Genomic DNA, 20,462 nt, shown 5'->3' with positions numbered 1-20,462 from the left:
CCGGTCCCCGAGGGCGTGTCCCCTCGGCCCCCTCAGTCCCCTCTCGCTCCCCCCCAGTCCCCCGAGTAACCCGGCCGGACGGAGAGGTCGTGGATCTCCGCATCGCGCGGCAGGTCGATCGCGAGCAGCACGGTGGCCGCCACCGACTCCGGGTCGATCCACCGCCCGGGCTCGTACTCCTTGCCCTCCTGCTGGTGCACCTTCGCCTGCATCGGCGTGGCGACGCGGCCCGGGTAGACGCTCGTGACCCGCACCCCGTTGGTGTGCTCCTCCCCGCGCAGGGAGTCCGCGAGCGCCTTCAGCCCGTGCTTGCTCGCCGCGTAGGCGCTCCACTCGGGGTTCGCACGCAGCCCGGAACCGGAGTTGACGAAGACCACGTGGCCCTTCGCCACCCGCAGCTGCGGCAGCAGCAGCCGCGTCAGCTCGGCGGGCGCGACCAGATTGACGGCGAGCGTGCGCTGCCACGCCTTCGGGGTCAGCTCGCCGACGGTGCCTAGGTCCACGACGCCCGCGATGTGCAGCAGAGAGTCGACGCGGTCGGGCAGCGCCTGGTGGCCGAACGCCCACGACAGCCGGTCTGGGTTCTCCAGGTCGCCCACCAGCGTGCGGGCGCCGGGGAAACGCGCGGCCAGCTCCTTGGCCCGGCCCGCGTCGCGTGCGACGAGCCACAGCTCGTCGCCCCGCTCGTGCAGCCGACGGGCGACCGCCTCGCCGATGCCGGAACCGGAGCCGGTGATCACATGTGTAGCCATGCCCCCCAGCTTGCCCTATCGCCCTCTTGCTCCAGCGCCCTCTTGCCCCATCGCCCTCTCGCTCTAGCGCGCTCGGGCGGACTTCTCCAGGTACGCCATGGCGTCGGCCCCGTCCTCGGCGAAGAACACCAGATCGGCGAGCGGCAGCGGCAGGAAGCCCTCGGCCTCCATCCGCTGGAACTGCTGCTTCAGCCCGTCGTAGAAGCCCGCCGCGTTCAGCAGCACCACGGGCTTGTCGTGCAGCCCGTGCTTCTTCAGCTCCAGGATCTCCGTCGCCTCGTCCAGCGTCCCCGTCCCGCCGACCATGATGACGACCGCGTCGCCGCGCGCGAGCAGCTGCGCCTTGCGCTCGGCGAGGTCCTTGGTGACCACCATCTCGTCGGCGTTCTTACGGGCCTTGGCGGCGAGGAACTCCACGGACACGCCCACGAGCCGTCCGCCGTGCTCCTGCACCCCGTCGGCCATGACCTTCATCAGCCCGGACTCCGAGCCGCCCCACACCAGCGCGTGCCCGCCCCTGCCGATCAGCGCGGCGAACTCGCGGGCGGGGGCGGTGTAACGGTCGTCGAGGTCGGCGGCGGAGCAGAAGACGGTGATGTTCATGGGGCTACGGTACGCGCGCGGCCCGCTCCGTCGCGGCGATGGTCGCCGAGCCGACGACGCGCGTGCCGTCGTAGAGGACGATCGCCTGGCCGGGGGCCACGCCGCGGACGGGCTCCGCGAAGCGGACGTGCAGCTCGTCACCGAAGAGTTCCGCCGTCACCTCGGTCTCGCCGCCGTGCGCGCGGAGCTGGGCCGTGTACGTGCCCGGGCCGTCCGGGGCCACCCCGCACCAGCGGGGCCTGATGGCCGTGAGCGCCGTGACGTCCAGGGCCTCCACCGGGCCCACGGTGACCGTGTTGTTCACCGGGGAGATGTCCAGGACGTAGCGCGGCTTGCCGTCCGGGGCCGGGTGGCCGATGCGCAGGCCCTTGCGCTGGCCGATGGTGAAGCCGTACGCACCCTCGTGGGTGCCCACCTTGTTGCCGGTCTCGTCGACGATGTCGCCCTCGGCCGTGCCGAGGCGCTTGGCCAGGAAGCCCCGGGTGTCGCCGTCGGCGATGAAGCAGATGTCGTGGCTGTCGGGCTTCTTCGCCACCGCCAGGCCGCGGCGCTCCGCCTCCGCGCGGATCTCGTCCTTGGTGGTGAGGGTGTCGCCCAGCGGGAACATCGCGTGGGCCAGCTGCCGCTCGTCCAGGACGCCCAGGACGTAGCTCTGGTCCTTGGCCATGTCGCTGGCGCGGTGCAGCTCGCGGGTGCCGTCCGGGTTGGTGACGACCGTCGCGTAGTGGCCGGTGCAGACCGCGTCGAAGCCGAGGGCGAGGGCCTTGTCCAGCAGCACCGCGAACTTGATCTTCTCGTTGCAGCGGAGGCAGGGGTTGGGGGTGCGGCCGGCCTCGTACTCCGCGACGAAGTCCTCGACGACGTCCTCGCGGAAGCGCTCGGCGAGGTCCCAGCAGTAGAAGGGGATGCCGATGACGTCGGCGGCGCGGCGGGCGTCGCGGGAGTCCTCGATGGTGCAGCAGCCGCGGGCGCCCGTGCGGAAGGACTGGGGGTTGGCGGACAGCGCGAGGTGCACGCCGGTCACGTCGTGGCCCGCTTCGGCGGCGCGGGCGGCGGCGACGGCGGAGTCGACGCCGCCGGACATGGCGGCGAGGACGCGGAGCCTCTTGCGAGGCGCCTGGGAATCGGGGGCACCCGGGAAGTCAGTCATAACCCTTCCAGGGTACGGGGCGCGTGGGCGGGGTTTCTTTTCCCCACCCCGCCCCTTCCCGCTGTATCCGATATGCGGCTCCGCCGCAGGGCGGGGGCTCCGCCCCCGGACCCCCGGTCCTCAAGCTGGATCGTCAGCTCAGCCCCGCGCTCCGTGCCCGTTCCACCACCGGGCCGATCGCCCCCAGCAGCGCATCCACGTCCGCCCGCGTCGACGTGTGCCCCAGCGAGAAGCGCAGCGTCCCGCGTGCCAGCTCCGGGGTCGTCCCCGTTGCCAGGACGACGTGGCTCGGCTGGGCCACGCCCGCCGTGCAGGCCGAGCCCGTCGAGCACTCGATGCCCTGGGCGTCCAGCAGCAGCAGCAAGGAGTCCCCTTCGCACCCCGGGAACGAGAAGTGCGCATTGGCGGGCAGGCGGCCCTCCGGGGCGGGGTCGCCGCTCAGGACCGCGTCCGGCACGGCCGCGCGGACGCCCTCGATCAGCGCGTCCCGCAGCGCCCCGACCTCGCGGGCGAACTCCTCGCGCCGCTCCGCGGCAAGCGCGCCCGCGACGGCGAAGGCGGCGATGGCGGGCACGTCCAGCGTGCCGGAGCGCACGTGGCGCTCCTGGCCGCCGCCGTGCAGCAGCGGCACGGGCGCGTACTGGCGGCCCAGCAGCAGGGCGCCGATGCCGTACGGGCCGCCGACCTTGTGCCCGGTGACGCTCATCGCGGCGAGCCCGGAGGCCGCGAAGCCGACGTCCAGCTGGCCGAAGGCCTGCACCGCATCCGCGTGCAGCGGGACGTCGAACTCCGCGGCCGCGTCGGCCAGTTCGCGGACCGGCATGATCGTGCCGATCTCGTTGTTGGCCCACATCACCGCGGCGAGGGCCACGTCGTCGGGGTTGCGGGCGATGGCCTCGCGGAGGGCATCGGCGTGGACGCGCCCGTAGGAGTCGACGGGAAGGTACTCGACGGTCGCGCCCTCGTGCTCGGCGAGCCAGTGGACGGCGTCGAGGACGGCGTGGTGCTCGACCGGGCTGGCCAGGACGCGGGTGCGGCCCGGGTCGGCGTCGTGGCGGGCCCAGTACAGGCCCTTGACGGCGAGGTTGTCGGCTTCGGTACCGCCCGCGGTGAAGACCACCTCGCTGGGGCGCGCGCCGAGCGAGGCGGCGAGCGACTCGCGCGCCTCCTCGACGGTGCGGCGCGCGCGCCGCCCGGCGGCGTGCAGCGAGGAGGCGTTTCCGGCGAGGGGCAGCTGGGCGGTCATCGCCTGCACCGCCTCGGGGAGCATGGGGGTGGTGGCGGCGTGGTCGAGGTAGGCCATGGTGGGCACGATTCTACGAGGCCGGGTGCGGGGCCGTACCGGGCGTTCCCGGCCTCCGGCGGCAGGGGCGGCAGGGAGCGCCTCAGCAGGTCGGGCGAAGTTCACTGCGGTTCGGCAGCGCCCCGAAGGGGCGCGGGGAACTGCGCGACCGGCCACGACGGCGCCGCGGTCGATCGACGACCCGGCACGGCACTTCCAGCGGAGCGCCTAGGCGGCGTCCTCGATGGCCGCGCTGCGCCGGTGCCAGGCGCGCGGGGCCCGCCAGTGGTAGCGCATGGCCAGCAGCCGCAGGACGAACGCGGTCGCCGCGGACAGCACGCTGGTGGAGGCGTCGAGCGCGTCGTAGCGGATCAGCAGGGCGGCCATGGTGGAGCCCACCATGGCCGGCACGGCGTACAGGTCGCGGTCCCAGCGCAGCAGCGAGGGCACCTCGTGGGCGAGCACGTCGCGCAGCACTCCGCCGCCGACCGCCGTGGCCAGGCCGAGGGTGGCGGCGAAGGTGAGGCCGAGCCCGTGCCCGTACGCCTTGACCGTGCCCGCCACGCAGAAGAGCCCGAGGCCGGCGGCGTCGAAGACGTTGACCGCCTTGGTGATCCGCTCCACCTCCGGGTGGAGGAAGAAGACGATCACGGTGGCGACCAGCGGGGTGAGGAAGTAGCCGAGGTCGGTGAAGGCGGCGGGCGGCACGGCCCCGATGATCAGATCCCGGAACAGCCCCCCGCCCAGCGCCGTGACCTCGGCGAGTACCGCCAAGCCGAAGACGTCGAAGTTCTTTCGGACGCCGAGCAGGGCGCCGGAGATCGCGAAGACGAAGATCCCGGCGATGTCCAGCGAGTGCTGGACGGTGGGGCTGAACAGATCGGTGAGCACGCGACATTCTTACTCGTCACGCCCACAAGTGCTCACGCGTCTCACGAGCACCTATGAGCCGAGCACCTATGAGCGCTGCGGCAGCTCCGGCCTGGTGCGCGAGGAGAGCCAGGTGCCGAAGAGACCGTCCAGGTCCTTGTGGGAGACCGCCTCGGCGAGCGCGGTGAACTGCGCCGTGCGGGCGTTGCCGTGCCGGTGCAGCTTGGTCCACAGGGGCAGCAGCTTGAAGAAGGCCCGGTCGCCGATCCGCTCCCGCAGGACCTGGAGGGTCATGGCGCCGCGGAAGTACACGGCGCGGGAGAACATCGTGTCGCGCTGCGGGTCGGCGACGTCGATCTTCCAGAAGGGGTCCTCGGCCTTGCGTGCGTTGTACGCCTCCAGGAAGGACTGGTGGGTGCTCTTGCGGCCCTTGTACTCGTCCCACAGCCACTCGGCGTAGGTGGCGAAGCCCTCGTTGAGCCAGACGTCCTTCCAGCGCTCGACGGAGACCGAGTCGCCGAACCACTGGTGGGCCAGTTCGTGGACGATCGTCGACTCGTCCCGCACGGCCGAGTAGACGGGCTTGGTCTGGGTCTCCAGCGAGAAGCCGGCCTCGGGCATGTCGTCGACGATCGCGCCGGTCTCCTCGAAGGGGTACGGGCCGAAGACCTTCGACCAGTGGTCGGTGGCCTCGGCGGTGATGCCGTAGACGTCGAGGCCGCCGGTGGGCAGGGCGGGGTCGGCGGCGACGTAGATCGGGGTGCCGCCGGGGGTCACGCCCTGCCGGACGTCGAACTTCCCGATGGTGGCGGTGGCGAGGTAGGGCGCCATGGGTTTGTTCTCGCGCCAGTGGCTGACGGTGGTGGTGCCGCGGTCCTGGGTGGCGAGGAGCCTGCCGTTGGAGACGGCGGTGAGGCCCTTGGGGGCCCTGATGCGGATGTCGAAGGTCGCCTTGTCGGAGGGGTGGTCGCTGGAGGGGAACCAGGTGGAGGCGGCGTTGGGCTCGCAGGCCACGAAGACGCCGTCCTTCGTCTTCATCCACCCGTACTTGGAGCCGAAGACGATGGGGCCGGAGAGCGGCTGGGGTATGCCGCCGTAGATGACGGTGGCGGTGAAGGTGCGGCCCTTCATCAGCGGGAGGACGGGGCGGATCCGCAGCTCGTCGCCGTCGCGGCTGAAGCCCGCCCGTATGCCGTTCACCTCGACCGAGGCGACCTTGAGCCCGTGCAGGTCGAGGTCGAAGGAGTAGAGCGAGCGGAGCGCCTTCGCGGTGACGGTCGTGCGCCCGTCGAGGCGGCCGCTCTCCGGGGCGTAGCGGACATCGAGGTCGTAGTGGCGGACGTCGAAGCCGCCGTTGCCGAGGCCGGGGAAGTAGGTGTCCCCGATGCCGGGCGCGCCGGCCTCGGGGAGGCCGGAGTCCGGGAGTCCGGAGGCCGGTGCCGCGGATATCACCCAGGTGGACACGGCCGCCGTGGCGAGGGCGAGGCGCCGGGCCGTCCGGCGGCGGAGGGGACTCCGCCCGGTCCCTGCCTGCCGGTCCGGTGTCGCGGGATGTATCGCGTGGTTCCGTATCGAGCGGGAGAGTGCCATGAGCCGTCCCTTCGAACGCGCGAGCCCCTTGCAGGCGGACGCGCCGACTCTGCACCCTCCCGTCTCGCCCTGCTCACGTCTTTGCGAAGTTGTCACGCTTGTCATGGACAACAGCACGGAGCTTTCACGGGCAACAGCTCCCTCAGCTTCGCACGGCTATCCCACGGCCGCACCTTGCGCTGCGGAGTCGGGAACGTTCTCAGGGTGATGGCAGGCCACCCGGTGGCCGGCCTGCAGGGCCACCAACGGCGGCTCCTGCTGCTTGCAGACGTCCGTCGCCTTCCAGCACCTGGTGTGGAAGCGGCACCCGGACGGCGGGGAGATCGGCGAGGGCACGTCGCCCTTGAGCAGAATGCGCTCGCGCTTGGCGCGCCGCGCGGGGTCCGGCACGGGCACGGCCGAGAGCAGGGCTTTGGTGTACGGGTGCATGGGCGTCTCGTAGAGGGCCTTGCGGTCCGCCAGCTCCACCAGCTTGCCGAGGTACATCACCGCGATCCGGTCCGAGACGTGCCGGATGACCGACAGGTCGTGGGCGATGATCACGTACGTCAGGCCCAGCTCCTCCTGGAGGTCGTCCAGCAGGTTGACCACCTGGGCCTGGATCGAGACGTCCAGCGCGGAGACCGGCTCGTCGGCGACGACCAGCTTCGGTTTGAGGGCCAGTGCGCGGGCGATGCCGATGCGCTGCCGCTGGCCGCCGGAGAACTCGTGCGGATAGCGGTTGTAGTGCTCGGGGTTGAGGCCCACCAGCCCCAGCAGCCGCTGGACCTCCTTCTTCACCCCGCCCTCCGGTGCGATGCCCTGGAGCTTGAACGGCGCGCCGACGATCGTGCCGACCGTGTGCCGCGGGTTCAGCGAGGAGTACGGGTCCTGGAAGATCATCTGCACGTCGCGGCGCAGCGGTCGCATCCCGGCCACGCCGAGGTGGGTGATGTCCTTGCCCTCGAACTCGATCCGCCCGGAGGTCGGTTCGAGCAGCCGGGTGATCAGCCGGCCCATGGTGGACTTGCCGCAGCCGGACTCGCCCACCACGCCCAGGGTCTCCCCCGCGCGGACCTCGAAGGCAAGGCCGTCGACGGCCTGCACGGCGCCCACCTGGCGGCGCAGCAGCCCCTTGGTGATCGGGAAGTGCTTGACCAGGCCCTCGACCTTGAGGAGCGGGGCCGCCGCGCCGGGCGCCGGGGGCTGCTCGGGGATCGTCATCTCGTGGTCCTTCACAGCTTCGGGGCGATCTCTTCGGTCCAGATGCGCGTCCGCTCCTCGTGCGTCATGTGGCAGGCGGAGTGGTGCCGTTCGCGGCCGGGCACCGGGCGCAGTTCCGGCCGCTCGGTGCGGGTGACGCCGCCCTGGGGGACGTCGGCGTACGGGCAGCGCGGGTTGAAGGCGCAGCCGGACGGCACGTTGATCAGGCTGGGCGGCGAGCCCTTGACCGGGATCAGCCGCTCGGTCTGCTCGCGGTCGATGCGCGGCATCGAGCCCAGCAGGCCCCAGGTGTAGGGGTGCTGGGGGGAGCGGAAGACCTGCTCGGCCGGGCCGCGCTCGACGCAGCGCCCGGCGTACATCACCAGGATGTCGTCGGCCAGTTCGGCGACCACGCCCAGGTCGTGGGTGATGATGACGACGGCCGAGCCGAACTCCTTCTGAAGGTCGCGGATCAGGTCGAGGATCTGCGCCTGGACGGTGACGTCGAGGGCGGTGGTGGGCTCGTCCGCGATGAGCAGCTCGGGGTTGTTGACCAGCGCCATGGCGATCATCGCGCGCTGCCGCATGCCGCCGGAGAACTGGTGGGGGTAGTCGTCGACCCGGCGGTCGGGCTGCGGGATGCCGACGCGGTCGAGCAGCTCGATCGCGCGCTTGCGGGCCGTCTTCTTGTCGACGTCGTTGTGGACGCGGTACGCCTCGACGATCTGGGCGCCGACGGTGAAGTACGGGTGCATGGCCGACAGCGGGTCCTGGAAGATCATCGCCATGTCGCGGCCGCGCAGCCGGCGCACCTTCTCGGGGTCGGCGCTCATCAGCTCGGTGCCGTCCAGCCAGATCTCGCCGCTGATGCGGGCCTTGCGGCGACCGTACTGGCCGACGGTGTGCAGGCCCATGATGCCCAGCGAGGTGACGGACTTGCCGGAGCCGGACTCGCCGACGATGCCGAGGGTGCGGCCCTTCTCCAGCCGGAAGGAGAGCCCGTCGACGGACTTCACCAGGCCGTCGTCGGTGGGGAAGTGGATGCGCAGGTCGCGCACGTCGAGGTAGGCGGCCGGGCCGCCGGGGCCGCCGGCGACGGGCTCGCCGACGGCGGCGTCCTCGGCCGCCGGGGGCGGGGGGGTGTCCTCGGGGACGGGTGCGGTCGTCATGAGAGCCTCACTCGGGGGTCGATCACGGCGTACAGGAGGTCCACGACGAGGTTGGCGACGACGACGGCGGTCGCGGTGATGAGCGTGACCCCGAGAATCAGCGGCAGGTCGCGGTCGCTGATGGCCTTGACCGCCGCCTGGCCGAGACCGGGCAGGTTGAAGGCGGTCTCGGTGAGGATCGCGCCGCCGACCAGGGCGCCGAGGTCCATGCCGAGGATGGTGATGATCGGCGTCATGGTGGAGCGCATGGCGTGCTTGCCGATGACGACCGGCTCCCGCAGGCCCTTGGCGCGGGCGGTGCGGATGTAGTCCTCGCCCAGGATCTCCAGCATCGTGGCGCGGGTGAGCCGGGCGTACATGGCCGCGTAGAGGAAGGCCAGCGTGAACCACGGCAGGATCAGGTTGCTGAACCACTCCCCGGGGTTCTCGGAGAAGTCGACGTAGTCGGCGCTCAGCCAGCCCAGCCAGTAGTGGAAGACCGCCAGCGCCAGCAGGGCCGTGAAGTAGATCGGCAGCGAGACGCCGGCGAGGGCCGTGGTCATGGCGGTACGGTCGATCGCGGTGCCGCGCTTGAGCGCGGAGACCACGCCGGTGGTGACGCCGCCCAGCAGCCACAGCACGCAGGCGCCCCCGGCGAGCGAGAGCGTCACCGGCAGCCGGTCCGTCAGCACCGGCCAGATGTCCTGCTCGGTGCGGAAGGAGTAGCCGAAGCACGGCACCGAGCAGTGCGTGGTGGTGCCGCCCCCGCTGTAGTCCCGGCCGGCGAAGATGCCGGAGACGAAGTGCCAGAACTGCACGAGGATGGGGTCCGAGAGCCCCAGCTTCTGCCGGATGCCCTCGATGGTGGCCGGATCCGCCTGCTTGCCGACGTACAGCGCGGCGGGGTCGGATCCCGAGAGCTTCGGGATCGCGAAGAAGATGCCGAAGGTCACCAGGGTGACGACGAGCATCATCACGATGACGGCGAACAGCCGCCTGACGAGGTAAGCGAACACTGCGGTCGGCCCGGTGGCGGGCCCGGGAGGCCCCTCGTCCCCGAGGGGCCCGCCCGGACCGGCCACCCACGGCCCTCACCTGCCCTTCGGGCCTAGCGGCGGGTGCGCCTGGCGGAGCGGACGGACTGTCACTTGGCGACGCCCAAAGAGGCGTAGTCGTAGCGGCCGTTGTACGCGTCGGACGTGTAGACGTTGGTCAGCCGGGAGCTGCGCCAGATGATGTTCTTCTCGTAGGTGAAGGGCAGGTACCAGGCGCCCTCGGTGAGCTTCTTGTTGGCCTCCTGGTAGATCTTGGCGGCCTTGTCCGGGTCGGTCTCCGCGATGGCGTCGTCGAAGGCCTTGTCGATCGCCGGGTCGTTGACCTCGGGGAAGTTCTGGTTGCCGCTCTCCTGGATGAAGCGGCTGTCCGCGATCGGCTGGAGGAAGCCCTGGCCGCTGGGGAAGTCGGCGCCCCAGCCCATGATGATGATGCCGTAATTGTGGTCCTTCACGTACTTGGGTGCGCCGACGATGCTGGAGTACTGGGCGCCGTCGTACTGCTCGATCCGGACCTCGATGCCGATCTTCTTGAGGGCCGCCTGCATGGACTCGGCGGTGGCGACCTCGGCGGGCTTGTTGTTGCGGACGGCGATGGTGGTCTTGAAGCCGTCCGGCTTGCCGCAGGCCTTCAGCTCCTCCTTGGCCTTGGCCTCGTCGGGCTTGCCCTGCTTGAGCTGGAAGGGGTCGTAGGCCGGGTCGTAGCCCTTCACGGCGGGCGGCAGCATGCTGGTGCCGATGTCGCCGCCGGCCTCGGGGCCGCCGCGCGCGGTCTGGAGCGAGGTGTGGTCGGCTCCGTAGACGACCGCCTTGCGGCAGTGCTCGTTGTCGAACGGGGCGACGGACTTGGGGAACGCCGCGAAGCGGATGAAGCCGGTCAGCGGGTTGTCGACATTGGCCTTGCTGGACTGGAGGGCCTTCTGGCGGCCGGCCGAGCCCATGCCGGTGGCGTTGATGTCGAGGTCGTACTCGCCGGCGATGAGCTTGTTGTCCATGTCGTCGGCGTTGGTGGTGAACTTGACCGTGATCTTGTCGGGCAGCGCCTTGCGGACCGGGTCGGTGGCCTTGTTCCACTTGTCGTTGCGGGTCAGCTCCAGGCCCTTGTTCGGGGTGTAGGAGACGAACTTGTACGGGCCGTTGGCGAAGGGCCGCTGGCCGTACTTCTCCACGGTGTCCTTGTCCGGGCGGACGGGGGCGGCCGCCGGGATGGCCAGCATCTGGAGGAAGTCGCCGTTGGGCTTGGGCAGATGGAAGACGATCGTCTTCTCGTCCGGCGTCTCGATCGCCTTCAGGCCCAGCTTGTCCTTGGTCTCGTCCTTGTACGGGCCCTTGTACTCCTTGCCGGGGTCGAGGGTCTGCATCAGCCAGAGCGGGCCGCCGGAGATCTTGTCGGTGGCCCAGGTGCGCTCGATGCCGTACTTGACCTGCTGGGCGGTGACCGGCTGGCCGTCCTCCCAGGTGACGCCGTCACGCAGCTTGAAGGTGTAGGTCTTCTTGTCGGCGGAGATCTGGCCGGTGTCGGTGGCCAGGTCCGGCACGACCGTCGCGCTCTCGCCGCCGGGGGCGGGCTTGGGGGTGACGAGCGTACGGGTGAAGAAGCGCGAGAAGTCCCAGCCGAAGCCGTAGTAGCCGCGCTGGGGGTCCCAGCTGTCGGCGTCCTGGGTGCCGATGAACTTCAGCTCGCCGCCCTTCTTGTCGGACGCGCTGGCCAGCTTGCCGAAGGCGGCGTTGAAGCCCGGGGCCTTCTTGCCGCCCTTGTCGTCCTTGTCGCCGCCACCGCAGGCGCTGGTGCCGACCAGGGCCGCGACCACGAGGGCCGCGCCTGCGGCCAGTCTGCGCCTCGAAGCTCGTTGGGTTGTCAAGATGTCGCGACCTCCGTGATAGTCGCCGCCCGGGAAGCGGGCCGGCGGTTTTCGGGAACGGCCTCCTGACGTATCGACAGGGGCTGGGAAAACCAAGGGAGTTGGAATCGGGTGGGCCTGCGGTGGCTAGCGCGAGCCCTTCGGGTCGAGCGCGTCCCGCACCCCGTCGCCGAAGAGGTTGAAGGCCAGCACGGTGACGAAGATGGCGAGACCGGGGATGATCATGAAGAGCGGGTCGTTCTCGTAGGTCGACACGGCCTTGGAGAGCATCTGCCCCCAGGACGAGGTCGGCGGCTCGACGCCGGCGCCCAGGAAGCTCAGCGCGGCCTCGGTCAGCACATTGGTGGGAATCATCAGCGTGGCGTACACGGTGATCGGCGCCACCAGGTTGGGCAGCAGCTCGCGGAAGAGGATGTACAGCCGCCCCGCGCCCAGGCTGCGCGCCGCCTCGACGTATTCGCGCTCCCTGAGCGACAGGGTCTGGCCGCGCACGATGCGGCCCACATAGGGCCAGCCGAAGAAGCCGATCACCGAGACCAGGACGACCAGCCGCACGCCCGAGCCGGACAGCCCCCACATCTCCTTGGGCACCACGGAGATCAGCGCGATGATGAACAGCAGCTGCGGGAAGGCCAGCAGCAGGTCCATGATGCGGCTGATGAGCGCGTCGATCCAGCCGCCGAAGTACCCGGCGACGATGCCGAACACCGTGCCGATCACCACGGCGACGACCGCCGACAGGAAGGCCACCAGGAGCGAGACCCGGGCGCCGTAGACGACGCGGCTGAAGACGTCCCGGCCGTTGACGGGCTCGACTCCGAACAGGAAGTCCGAGTTGATGCCGCCCCAGGAGCCCTTGGGGGTGCCGAACAGGGCGTCGATCTGGTCCTCGTGGTACTCGTTCGGCGGATGGCCGAGCAGCCCCACGATCACCGGCGCGAAGATCGCGACCAGGATGAGAAGGAGGACGACGACGCCGCCGGCGAGCGCCACCTTGTCGCGTCTGAGCCTCAGCCAGGCGATGCGCCACGGGGAGCGGCCCTCGATGGACTTCGCCGGGAGGTCGGCGGGCACGGCTCCCACACCGTCGACGGCGGTCCCGTCCGCGCCCGTGTCGTGCAGTGGTGCCGTCATCGTCTGGTGGACCCCTCTCGGCCGGCGGCGACCGGCCCAACGCCCGCCGCTGCGGAGGCGGCTGGTTCACATCACTGATGCGCTTGAGTGCGCTTGAGTGCGAAGTGCGTGGAGCGAGTGGAGCGTGGGTACGGAATGCGCGAGTACGGAAATGGCACAGGTGCTGGAATGGCAAGCGTGCGTACACGTGGAACAGGTCGAACACGTGGAGCGGGCCGTACACAGGACCGAGAGTCCTTGTTGGCGGGAGTCTTCATCGGGCCCGCGATCACCCGCCAGCCCCCACCCGCAATGTATGCGCAACCGTGATGTACGGAGGGGGCTTCCGTTATACGGACGGTCGTGCTCCGTGAGCGGAGCAGTGACTCCGGGGTCAGTACGCCCCGGCCTGCCACCCCTGCTGCGGTTGCGGCGGGTAGCCGTAGCCGGCCGTCGGGGCGGGCGCGGCGCCCCCGTAGCCGTCGCGGTCGAAGAAGGGGCGCGTGTTGGCGCGCATCCACATGGCGACCGGGTCGTACTGGTCGGCCATCGACACCGTCGACACCGGCAGCCCCTCCGGCACCACTCCGACCGACTGCTGCATCATCAGCCGCACCGATTCCACGGCGGCCGCGGAGGTGTCGTAGAGGTCGAGCCCGATCGCCAGGTACGGGCTGCCGAGCGCGGGCTGCACCCAGGCGCGGCGCAGCGCCCGGACCGCAGGGGTGCGATGGGCGTTCTGCCCGAGAAGGGCGTAGAACTGCGGAATGTCCAGGGACGGTTCGCTCAGCTGGAGCGGGCCCGCGGGCAGCCGGTCGAGCCCGGCGGCGATGCGGCGCAGGTCGAGCCAGGGGATGCCGACGCCGCCGCCGGGCGCGTGCGGGTTGAGCCACAGGCCCCAGCGGTCGGGGTAGAGGGAGGCGGCGACGGTGCGGCCCGCGACGACCTCGTGGGCGCGGTTCCAGCCGCTGGCGGCCAGCTCCTGGGCGGAGGTCACACAGGGGGCGTAGCCGAGGCCGTCGACCTCCATGTTCCCGTACTGGGCGTCGGGCGAGCCCGCCTGCCCGTGCCAGAGCAGCATCCAGACCCGGCCCTCCGCGAGGGCGTGCAGCAGCGACTCGTAGCTGTCGTACCGGCCGGGCGCCACTTGGCTCAGCACCTGCTCCAGGCCGCTCTCCGCGCCCGCGCTCACCTGGGTCCGCCTCTTCTCTCGGCCGTCACGACGTCAGCCCGCCACGGGGTGGGTCCGTTCACCCCGTGCGGTCATCCAACCAGCTTACGAGCCCGCGGCGGCGGGCACCGGGGCAGTCACAGGTCACGGTCGTGGAACGGACGCACCCGCTCGCGCAGCCAGTCGCCCACGGGGTCCTGTGCGACGTCCAGGAAGACCAGCTGTACGGGCCAGGGGACGGGCGCCCTGCCCAGCGCCCGGCCGAGGGCGTCCAGGGCGGCGGTGCGGCTGCCCGGGTCGGGCAGGTCCAGCTCGACCCCGACGAAGAGGGCGGGGTGGGCGCCCTCCACGCTGGCCAGCGCGCGGCGGGCGGTCCGGACGGCTCCGGCGGCCGCGAACTCCTCGCCCGCGGCGGCCAGGAAGGCCGTCGGCTCGTCCTGCCAGTCCGGCTGGAAGAGCCGCACCCGGCCGCCGGTGGCGTCGCCGTCCAGGGTCGTGCGCCCGGCCCGGCACAGCTCCGCGACGGCGGGCGGCGGCAGCGGCACGGCGACCGTGCCCTCCGGGTTGACGGCGATACCGACCTGCGGGGGCAGACCGCGGGCGAACTCGACGGCGGGCGCGACGGCGAAGGACATCGTTCCGCCCGCCACGCGCAGGAACTCCGCCTCGGAGCTGAACACCGGCACGTAGGCGGCGCCGTCCAGCTCCAGGGTGGGCAGGTCGAGGTCGGGGCTGCCGGGGCCGCCGCCGTTGGGGAGCGGGATCCACAGCTCGCTGCGGCCGAGCGCGTCGAGGATGCGGGGGCCGGCGTCCGGGGTGCCGAGGGAGGCGGTGAGCACGGCTTCGAGCTCGTTGGCGGGCCAGCCGCCGGCTCCGCCGTACTGCTCGGGCATGTTCATCCGTCCCACCTGCCGTTCCGTCACCACCGCGCACCCGCACTTTAATGGCTGCGCGGGGGTGGGGGCGGCGGCGGGTTGCCTGCGGCGCCGTTCCCCACCCCGCCCCTTCCCGCTGTATCCGATATGCGGCTCCGCCGCAGGGCGGGGGCTCCGCCCCGGACCCCGGGTAAAGAACTGGGGGCTTCGCCCCCAGACCCCCGTTCCGGGGACAACTACCCGAAGCCGATCAGCCGCACCCTGTCCGCCCCCGCCCTGTCCAGCACCACCATCGACGCCGTGCCCCGCGGCACACGCCCCGCGCCGACCAGCCCCGTCAGCCGCCCCATCGCCCGCCGATGCCGCCCGAACGCCCGCGCCGACACCCGCCGCCCCCGCGCCGCCTGGCCCGCCAGCGCCACCCCCGGCTCCACGGCGAGCAGCAGCACGTGCACCGCCCCGCCCCGCCGCCGCGCGTCCCGCGCGAGCCAGCGCCGTACCCACGCCCGCTGGCCGCAGTCGTGCACCACCACGCTCGCGTCCGACCGCAGCGCCCGCCGCAGCGCGGCGAAGTGCACGACCCGCACCAGCGGCCGGTACGCCCCGTACGGCAGCCACGGCGGAATGCGGCGTTCGAGGCGCTCGCGGGAGTCCTGGGAGTCCACGCAGTGGATCGCCTCGCCCCGGCCGTCGAGCGCGGCCACCGCCCGCCGGATGAGCGTGGACTTCCCGCTTCCGGGCAGCCCGGAGACCACCAGGAGGTCCCCGAGCGGATAACGCAGCTCCACCGGGTCCGCCGTCCCGCCCCGCAGGTCGAGCACCCCCTCCGGTCCGGCGGAAGCGGGCGCCCGCCGCACCGGCGCGGCCGCCTCCCCGTCGACGTCCGTACGCACCGTGATCGCCTTCCCTCCCCCGTCCGTAAAGGAAAGGTAATCGAATTGATGGCAGAGCGGGCAGTCCGTCGTACGCCCGTACGTGCAATGATGTGCGCGCCAACGGCACTGCACGTCGACACTGCGCTCGGCGCTGCACAACCGGCGTTCCATGCTCGACATGCACGACCAACTGCATACCGGCCGCTCGAATCCGCGCGGGAGAGTCCCGGTGCCGTGTGCACCGGGCGCCGAAGGAGCAAGTTCCTCCCTTGAATCTCTCAGGCCCCGTACCGCGCGGGTGAGGCAGATCTGAAAAGCGGGCCGCCCCGGCGGTCCCACCCAAGGTGCAAGCCGGGCCCTCGGCGCAATCGAGGACTCCCGGTGAACCTCTCAGGTTCCGATGACAGATGGGGAGGCAGCCGCTTGCGGCATTCCTCCGCGACTCACTGCCCGGGAGCCTGACCATGACCGAAGCCCCCCGCCGTACCGCCCTCGACGCCGTGCACCGCGCCCTGGGCGCGACCATGACCGACTTCGCGGGCTGGGACATGCCGCTGCGCTACGGCAGCGAGCGCGACGAGCACGTCGCCGTCCGCACCCGCGCGGGCCTCTTCGACCTCTCGCACATGGGCGAGATCACCCTCACCGGCCCGGAGGCCGGCCGGGCGCTCGACCACGCGCTCGTCGGCAACCTCTCCGCGCTCGCGGTCGGCCGCGCCCGCTACACGATGATCTGCGACGCCGAGGGCGGCATCCTGGACGACCTGATCGTCTACCGCCTGGCCGAGCAGGAGTACATGGTCGTGGCCAACGCCTCCAACGCCCAGGTGGTGCTGGACGCGCTCACCGAGCGCGCGGCGGGCTTCGGGACGGCCGTCCGGGACGACCGGGACAACTACGCGCTGCTCGCCGTCCAGGGCCCGGCCGCCCCCGGCATCCTGGCGGCCGTCACCGACGCGGACCTGGACGGCCTGAAGTACTACGCGGGCCTGCCGGGCACGGTCGCGGGCGTGCCCGCGCTGATCGCCCGTACCGGCTACACCGGCGAGGACGGCTTCGAGCTGTTCGTCGCCCCCGGCGACGCCGAGAAGCTGTGGCAGGCCCTGACGGAGGCGGGTGCGGACGCGGGCCTGGTGCCCTGCGGCCTCTCCTGCCGCGACACGCTGCGCCTGGAGGCGGGCATGCCGCTGTACGGGCACGAGCTGACCACGGACACGACGCCGTTCGACGCGGGCCTGGGCCGGGTCGTGAAGTTCGACAAGGCCGGCGACTTCGTGGGCCGCGAGGCACTGGAGGCCGCCGCCCGGCGCGCCGAGAGCGCGCCGCCGCGCAAGCTGGTCGGCCTGATCGCGACCGGCCGCCGGGTGCCGCGCGCCGGTTACCCCGTCACGGTCGGCGGTGAGGTCGTCGGCGAGGTGACCTCCGGCGCCCCCTCCCCCACCCTCGGCAAGCCGATCGCGATCGCCTACGTCGACGCGGCGCACGCCACGCCGGGGACGGAAGGCGTATGTGTGGACATTCGCGGCAGCCACGAGCCGTACGAGGTCGTCGCCCTCCCCTTCTACAAGCGGGAACGCTGAGTCCCCCTCATCCCACCTGTCAAGACCCGTTGCACAAGCACCCACGCGCGTACAGGAGAATCTAGGCATGAGCAACCCCCAGCAGCTTCGCTACACCAAGGAGCACGAGTGGCTGTCGGCCGCCGACGAGAACGGTGTGGCGACGGTCGGGATCACCGAGTTCGCGGCCAACGCGCTCGGCGACGTCGTCTACGCCCAGCTCCCGGCGGTCGGCGACACGGTGACCGCGGGCGAGACCTGCGGTGAGCTGGAGTCGACCAAGTCGGTCAGCGACCTCTACGCCCCCGTCACGGGCGAGGTCGTCGAGGCCAACCAGGACGTCGTGGACGACCCCGCGCTGGTGAATTCCGCCCCCTTCGAGGGCGGCTGGCTGTTCAAGGTGAAGATCACGGACGAGCCGGCGGAGCTGCTGACCGGCGACGAGTACACGGCCTTCACCGCAGGCTGACCCCGCCCGCTCCCTCCCGCCCAGGAAGAACTCATGTCGCTTCTGAACAGCTCCCTCCATGAGCTCGACCCCGACGTCGCCGCCGCTGTCGACGCCGAACTCCACCGCCAGCAGTCCACCCTGGAAATGATCGCCTCGGAGAACTTCGCTCCGGTCGCGGTCATGGAGGCCCAGGGCTCGGTCCTCACCAACAAGTACGCCGAGGGCTACCCGGGCCGCCGCTACTACGGCGGCTGCGAGCACGTCGACGTCGTCGAGCAGATCGCGATCGACCGCATCAAGGCGCTCTTCGGTGCCGAGCACGCGAACGTGCAGCCGCACTCCGGCGCCCAGGCCAACGCCGCCGCGATGTTCGCCCTGCTCAACCCGGGCGACACCATCCTGGGCCTGAACCTGGCGCACGGTGGGCACCTGACCCACGGCATGAAGATCAACTTCTCCGGCAAGCTCTACAACGTGGTCGCCTACCACGTCGACGAGAAGACCAACCTGGTCGACATGGAGGAGGTCGAGCGCCTCGCCAAGGAGCACCGCCCGAAGCTGATCGTCGCGGGCTGGTCCGCCTACCCGCGCCAGCTGGACTTCGCGGCCTTCCGCCGGATCGCCGACGAGGTCGGCGCGTACCTGATGGTCGACATGGCCCACTTCGCGGGCCTCGTCGCCGCCGGGCTGCACCCCTCCCCGGTGCCGCACGCGCACGTGGTGACCACCACCACGCACAAGACCCTGGGCGGCCCCCGCGGCGGTGTGATCCTCTCCACGGCCGAGCTGGCCAAGAAGATCAACTCTGCCGTCTTCCCCGGTCAGCAGGGTGGTCCACTGGAGCACGTGATCGCAGCCAAGGCCGTCGCCTTCAAGGTCGCCGCCACGGAGGAGTTCAAGGAGCGCCAGCAGCGTACGCTGGAGGGCGCGAAGATCCTGGCCGAGCGCCTCGTCCAGCCGGACGTGGCCGAGGCCGGCGTCTCCGTCCTCTCCGGCGGCACAGACGTGCACCTGGTCCTGGTGGACCTGCGCAACTCGGAGCTGGACGGCCAGCAGGCCGAGGACCGCCTCCACGAGGTCGGGATCACGGTCAACCGGAACGCCATCCCGAACGACCCGCGTCCCCCGATGGTCACCTCGGGCCTGCGGATCGGCACCCCGGCGCTGGCCACCCGTGGCTTCCAGGCGGAGGACTTCCGTGAGGTCGCCGACATCATCGCCGAGGCGCTGAAGCCGTCCTACGACGTCGAAGCGCTGCGCGCCCGGGTCACCGCCCTGGCCGAGAAGCACCCGCTGTACCCCGGGCTGAAGTAGCACCGAGACACCGCATTAACCCGCCGGTACGGGGCGCCCTGCACACTGGAAAGTGAGCCGGGCGCCCCGCACCGCGTCGGAGCACCGCCGTAAGACCCGTAATACCGACAAGTAGGGAGCAGCCACCGTGGCCATCTCCGTCTTCGATCTCTTCTCGATCGGCATAGGCCCGTCCAGCTCCCACACGGTCGGCCCGATGCGCGCGGCCCGCATGTTCGTGGGCCGCCTCAAGAACGAGGGCCTGCTGGCCCACACCACCTCCGTCCGCGCCGAGCTGTACGGCTCCCTCGGCGCCACCGGCCACGGCCACGGCACCCCCAAGGCCGTCCTGCTGGGCCTGGAGGGCCACTCCCCGCGCACCGTCGACGTGGAGATCGCCGACGACGAGGTCGAGCGCATCCGCACCACCAAGCGCCTCAAGCTCCTCGGCGCCGAGATCGGCTCGGCCCACGAGATCGACTTCGACGACTCCACCCAGCTGATCCTGCACCGCCGCCGCGCCCTGCCGTACCACGCCAACGGCATGACCCTCTTCGCCTACGACGAGTCCGGCGCGCCCCTGCTGGAGAAGACCTACTACTCGGTCGGCGGCGGCTTCGTCGTCGACGAGGACGCCGTCGGCGCCGACCGGATCGTCCTGGACGACACCGTCCTGAAGTACCCCTTCCGCACCGGTGACGAGCTGCTGCGCCTCTCCCGCGAGACCGGCCTGTCGATCTCCGCGCTGATGCTGGAGAACGAGAAGGCCTGGCGCACGGAGGAGGAGATCCGCACGGGTCTGCTGGAGATCTGGCGCGTCATGGAGGCGTGCGTCTCCCGCGGCATGTCCCGCGAGGGCATCCTCCCCGGCGGCCTCAAGGTCCGCCGCCGCGCCGCCAGCACCGCCCGCCAGCTGCGCGCCGAGGGCGACGCCCAGGCCCGCGCCATGGAGTGGATCACGGTCTACGCCATGGCTGTCAACGAGGAGAACGCGGCCGGCGGCCGCGTGGTGACCGCGCCGACGAACGGCGCCGCCGGCATCATCCCGGCCGTCCTCCACTACTACAAGAACTTCGTCCCGGGCGCGGACGAGGACGGCATCGTCCGCTTCCTGCTCGCCGCGGGTGCGATCGGCATGCTCTTCAAGGAGAACGCCTCGATCTCCGGCGCCGAGGTCGGCTGCCAGGGCGAGGTCGGCTCCGCCTGCTCGATGGCCTCCGGCGGCCTCGCCGAGGTCCTCGGCGGCACCCCCGAGCAGGTCGAGAACGCCGCCGAGATCGGCATGGAGCACAACCTGGGCCTCACCTGCGACCCGGTCGGCGGCCTGGTCCAGATCCCCTGCATCGAGCGCAACGGCATGGCGGCCGCGAAGGCCGTCACGGCGGCCCGCATGGCCCTGCGCGGCGACGGCCGGCACCACGTCTCCCTCGACAAGGTCATCAAGACCATGAAGGAGACGGGCGCGGACATGAAGGTCAAGTACAAGGAGACGGCGCGGGGCGGGCTCGCGGTGAACGTCATCGAGTGCTGATCAGGTCCTGATCGAGCCCTGCCTGATCGAGCCTTGAGAACGATCTGAAGGGCGGCGCCGTCCGGGGAACCGGACGGCGCCGCCCTTCACTTCTGCCCCCGCG

General features: G+C 71.4%; 18 protein-coding genes and 1 riboswitch. Of the genes, 4 read left to right on the top strand and 14 right to left on the bottom strand.

The window, feature by feature from the left end; all coding sequences use genetic code 11:
• Positions 1 to 32: 32 nt before the first annotated feature.
• The 14 genes from AC1Z4A_RS23460 to AC1Z4A_RS23395 form a co-directional block, all read right to left on the bottom strand.
• Positions 33 to 752, bottom strand: a complete 720-nt coding sequence (locus tag AC1Z4A_RS23460) for an SDR family oxidoreductase (protein WP_483681820.1) — start codon at positions 750 to 752, stop codon at positions 33 to 35.
• Between the two features lie 63 nt (positions 753 to 815).
• Positions 816 to 1,355 carry an LOG family protein gene (locus AC1Z4A_RS23455; RefSeq protein WP_483681819.1) on the bottom strand — a complete coding sequence of 180 codons (540 nt, stop codon included), beginning with the start codon at positions 1,353 to 1,355 and terminating at the stop codon, positions 816 to 818.
• 4 nt (positions 1,356 to 1,359) lie between these two features.
• A complete protein-coding gene (gene mnmA, locus AC1Z4A_RS23450) occupies positions 1,360 to 2,505 on the bottom strand; it encodes a tRNA 2-thiouridine(34) synthase MnmA (protein ID WP_483681818.1) in 1,146 nt (381 codons plus the stop codon).
• Positions 2,506 to 2,638: 133 nt separating this feature from the next.
• On the bottom strand, positions 2,639 to 3,808 hold the full coding sequence (locus AC1Z4A_RS23445; protein ID WP_483681817.1) for a cysteine desulfurase family protein: 1,170 nt from the start codon (positions 3,806 to 3,808) through the stop codon (positions 2,639 to 2,641).
• Between the two features lie 207 nt (positions 3,809 to 4,015).
• Positions 4,016 to 4,678 (bottom strand): trimeric intracellular cation channel family protein, encoded by a 663-nt coding sequence (locus AC1Z4A_RS23440; protein ID WP_483681816.1) that lies wholly within the window; start codon positions 4,676 to 4,678, stop codon positions 4,016 to 4,018.
• A 66-nt stretch (positions 4,679 to 4,744) separates the two neighbouring features.
• Positions 4,745 to 6,247: a M1 family metallopeptidase gene (locus AC1Z4A_RS23435; protein ID WP_483681815.1), complete on the bottom strand. Its 1,503-nt coding sequence runs from the start codon at positions 6,245 to 6,247 to the stop codon at positions 4,745 to 4,747.
• 156 nt (positions 6,248 to 6,403) lie between these two features.
• A complete protein-coding gene (locus AC1Z4A_RS23430; protein WP_483681814.1) occupies positions 6,404 to 7,450 on the bottom strand; it encodes an ABC transporter ATP-binding protein in 1,047 nt (348 codons plus the stop codon).
• Positions 7,451 to 7,461: 11 nt separating this feature from the next.
• Entirely contained in the window at positions 7,462 to 8,598 is a 1,137-nt protein-coding gene (locus AC1Z4A_RS23425; RefSeq protein WP_483681813.1) for an ABC transporter ATP-binding protein, read from the bottom strand.
• The gene (locus tag AC1Z4A_RS23420) at positions 8,595 to 9,593 is read right to left on the bottom strand and encodes an ABC transporter permease (RefSeq protein WP_483681812.1); all 999 of its coding nucleotides are present in this window, start codon (positions 9,591 to 9,593) and stop codon (positions 8,595 to 8,597) included. The genes AC1Z4A_RS23425 and AC1Z4A_RS23420 overlap by 4 nt, the downstream gene beginning before the upstream one ends.
• A 128-nt stretch (positions 9,594 to 9,721) precedes the next feature.
• A complete protein-coding gene (locus AC1Z4A_RS23415) occupies positions 9,722 to 11,491 on the bottom strand; it encodes an ABC transporter substrate-binding protein (protein WP_483681811.1) in 1,770 nt (589 codons plus the stop codon).
• A gap of 126 nt (positions 11,492 to 11,617) precedes the next feature.
• Positions 11,618 to 12,625, bottom strand: coding sequence for an ABC transporter permease (locus AC1Z4A_RS23410; protein WP_483681810.1), 1,008 nt, complete (start codon positions 12,623 to 12,625; stop codon positions 11,618 to 11,620).
• A gap of 373 nt (positions 12,626 to 12,998) precedes the next feature.
• Positions 12,999 to 13,796, bottom strand: coding sequence for an enhanced serine sensitivity protein SseB C-terminal domain-containing protein (locus AC1Z4A_RS23405; protein ID WP_483681809.1), 798 nt, complete (start codon positions 13,794 to 13,796; stop codon positions 12,999 to 13,001).
• Between the two features lie 116 nt (positions 13,797 to 13,912).
• On the bottom strand, positions 13,913 to 14,674 hold the full coding sequence (locus AC1Z4A_RS23400; protein ID WP_483681808.1) for an enhanced serine sensitivity protein SseB: 762 nt from the start codon (positions 14,672 to 14,674) through the stop codon (positions 13,913 to 13,915).
• Between the two features lie 212 nt (positions 14,675 to 14,886).
• Entirely contained in the window at positions 14,887 to 15,543 is a 657-nt protein-coding gene (locus tag AC1Z4A_RS23395; RefSeq protein ID WP_483681807.1) for an AAA family ATPase, read from the bottom strand.
• A gap of 188 nt (positions 15,544 to 15,731) precedes the next feature.
• Positions 15,732 to 15,828: riboswitch (glycine riboswitch) on the top strand.
• Positions 15,829 to 15,989: 161 nt separating this feature from the next.
• Here AC1Z4A_RS23395 and gcvT point away from each other — a divergent pair.
• The 4 genes from gcvT (at position 15,990) to AC1Z4A_RS23375 (ending at position 20,359) form a co-directional block, all read left to right on the top strand.
• Positions 15,990 to 17,105, top strand: a complete 1,116-nt coding sequence (gcvT, locus tag AC1Z4A_RS23390; RefSeq protein ID WP_483681806.1) for a glycine cleavage system aminomethyltransferase GcvT — start codon at positions 15,990 to 15,992, stop codon at positions 17,103 to 17,105.
• 67 nt (positions 17,106 to 17,172) lie between these two features.
• Positions 17,173 to 17,553, top strand: coding sequence for a glycine cleavage system protein GcvH (gene gcvH, locus AC1Z4A_RS23385; RefSeq protein WP_483681805.1), 381 nt, complete (start codon positions 17,173 to 17,175; stop codon positions 17,551 to 17,553).
• A 33-nt stretch (positions 17,554 to 17,586) separates the two neighbouring features.
• The gene (gene glyA, locus AC1Z4A_RS23380; protein WP_483681804.1) at positions 17,587 to 18,849 is read left to right on the top strand and encodes a serine hydroxymethyltransferase; all 1,263 of its coding nucleotides are present in this window, start codon (positions 17,587 to 17,589) and stop codon (positions 18,847 to 18,849) included.
• A 127-nt stretch (positions 18,850 to 18,976) separates the two neighbouring features.
• Positions 18,977 to 20,359, top strand: a complete 1,383-nt coding sequence (locus AC1Z4A_RS23375; protein ID WP_483681803.1) for an L-serine ammonia-lyase — start codon at positions 18,977 to 18,979, stop codon at positions 20,357 to 20,359.
• Positions 20,360 to 20,462 lie beyond the last annotated feature (103 nt).

The sequence above is a fragment of the Streptomyces sp. 17_S59 genome (genome assembly GCF_056930295.1).
Note: the sequence above shows the minus strand (reverse complement) of the source record. Positions and strands in the feature narration are given on the sequence as shown.

Coding starts and splice junctions, on each gene's coding strand:
- AC1Z4A_RS23460 (WP_483681820.1), bottom strand. CDS start 752: ATGGCTACACATGTGATCACCGGCTCCGGTTCCGGCATCGGCGAGGCG.
- AC1Z4A_RS23455 (WP_483681819.1), bottom strand. CDS start 1,355: ATGAACATCACCGTCTTCTGCTCCGCCGCCGACCTCGACGACCGTTAC.
- mnmA (WP_483681818.1), bottom strand. CDS start 2,505: ATGACTGACTTCCCGGGTGCCCCCGATTCCCAGGCGCCTCGCAAGAGG.
- AC1Z4A_RS23445 (WP_483681817.1), bottom strand. CDS start 3,808: ATGGCCTACCTCGACCACGCCGCCACCACCCCCATGCTCCCCGAGGCG.
- AC1Z4A_RS23435 (WP_483681815.1), bottom strand. CDS start 6,247: ATGGCACTCTCCCGCTCGATACGGAACCACGCGATACATCCCGCGACA.
- AC1Z4A_RS23430 (WP_483681814.1), bottom strand. CDS start 7,450: ATGACGATCCCCGAGCAGCCCCCGGCGCCCGGCGCGGCGGCCCCGCTC.
- AC1Z4A_RS23425 (WP_483681813.1), bottom strand. CDS start 8,598: ATGACGACCGCACCCGTCCCCGAGGACACCCCCCCGCCCCCGGCGGCC.
- AC1Z4A_RS23410 (WP_483681810.1), bottom strand. CDS start 12,625: ATGACGGCACCACTGCACGACACGGGCGCGGACGGGACCGCCGTCGAC.
- AC1Z4A_RS23400 (WP_483681808.1), bottom strand. CDS start 14,674: ATGAACATGCCCGAGCAGTACGGCGGAGCCGGCGGCTGGCCCGCCAAC.
- gcvT (WP_483681806.1), top strand. CDS start 15,990: ATGACCGAAGCCCCCCGCCGTACCGCCCTCGACGCCGTGCACCGCGCC.
- gcvH (WP_483681805.1), top strand. CDS start 17,173: ATGAGCAACCCCCAGCAGCTTCGCTACACCAAGGAGCACGAGTGGCTG.
- glyA (WP_483681804.1), top strand. CDS start 17,587: ATGTCGCTTCTGAACAGCTCCCTCCATGAGCTCGACCCCGACGTCGCC.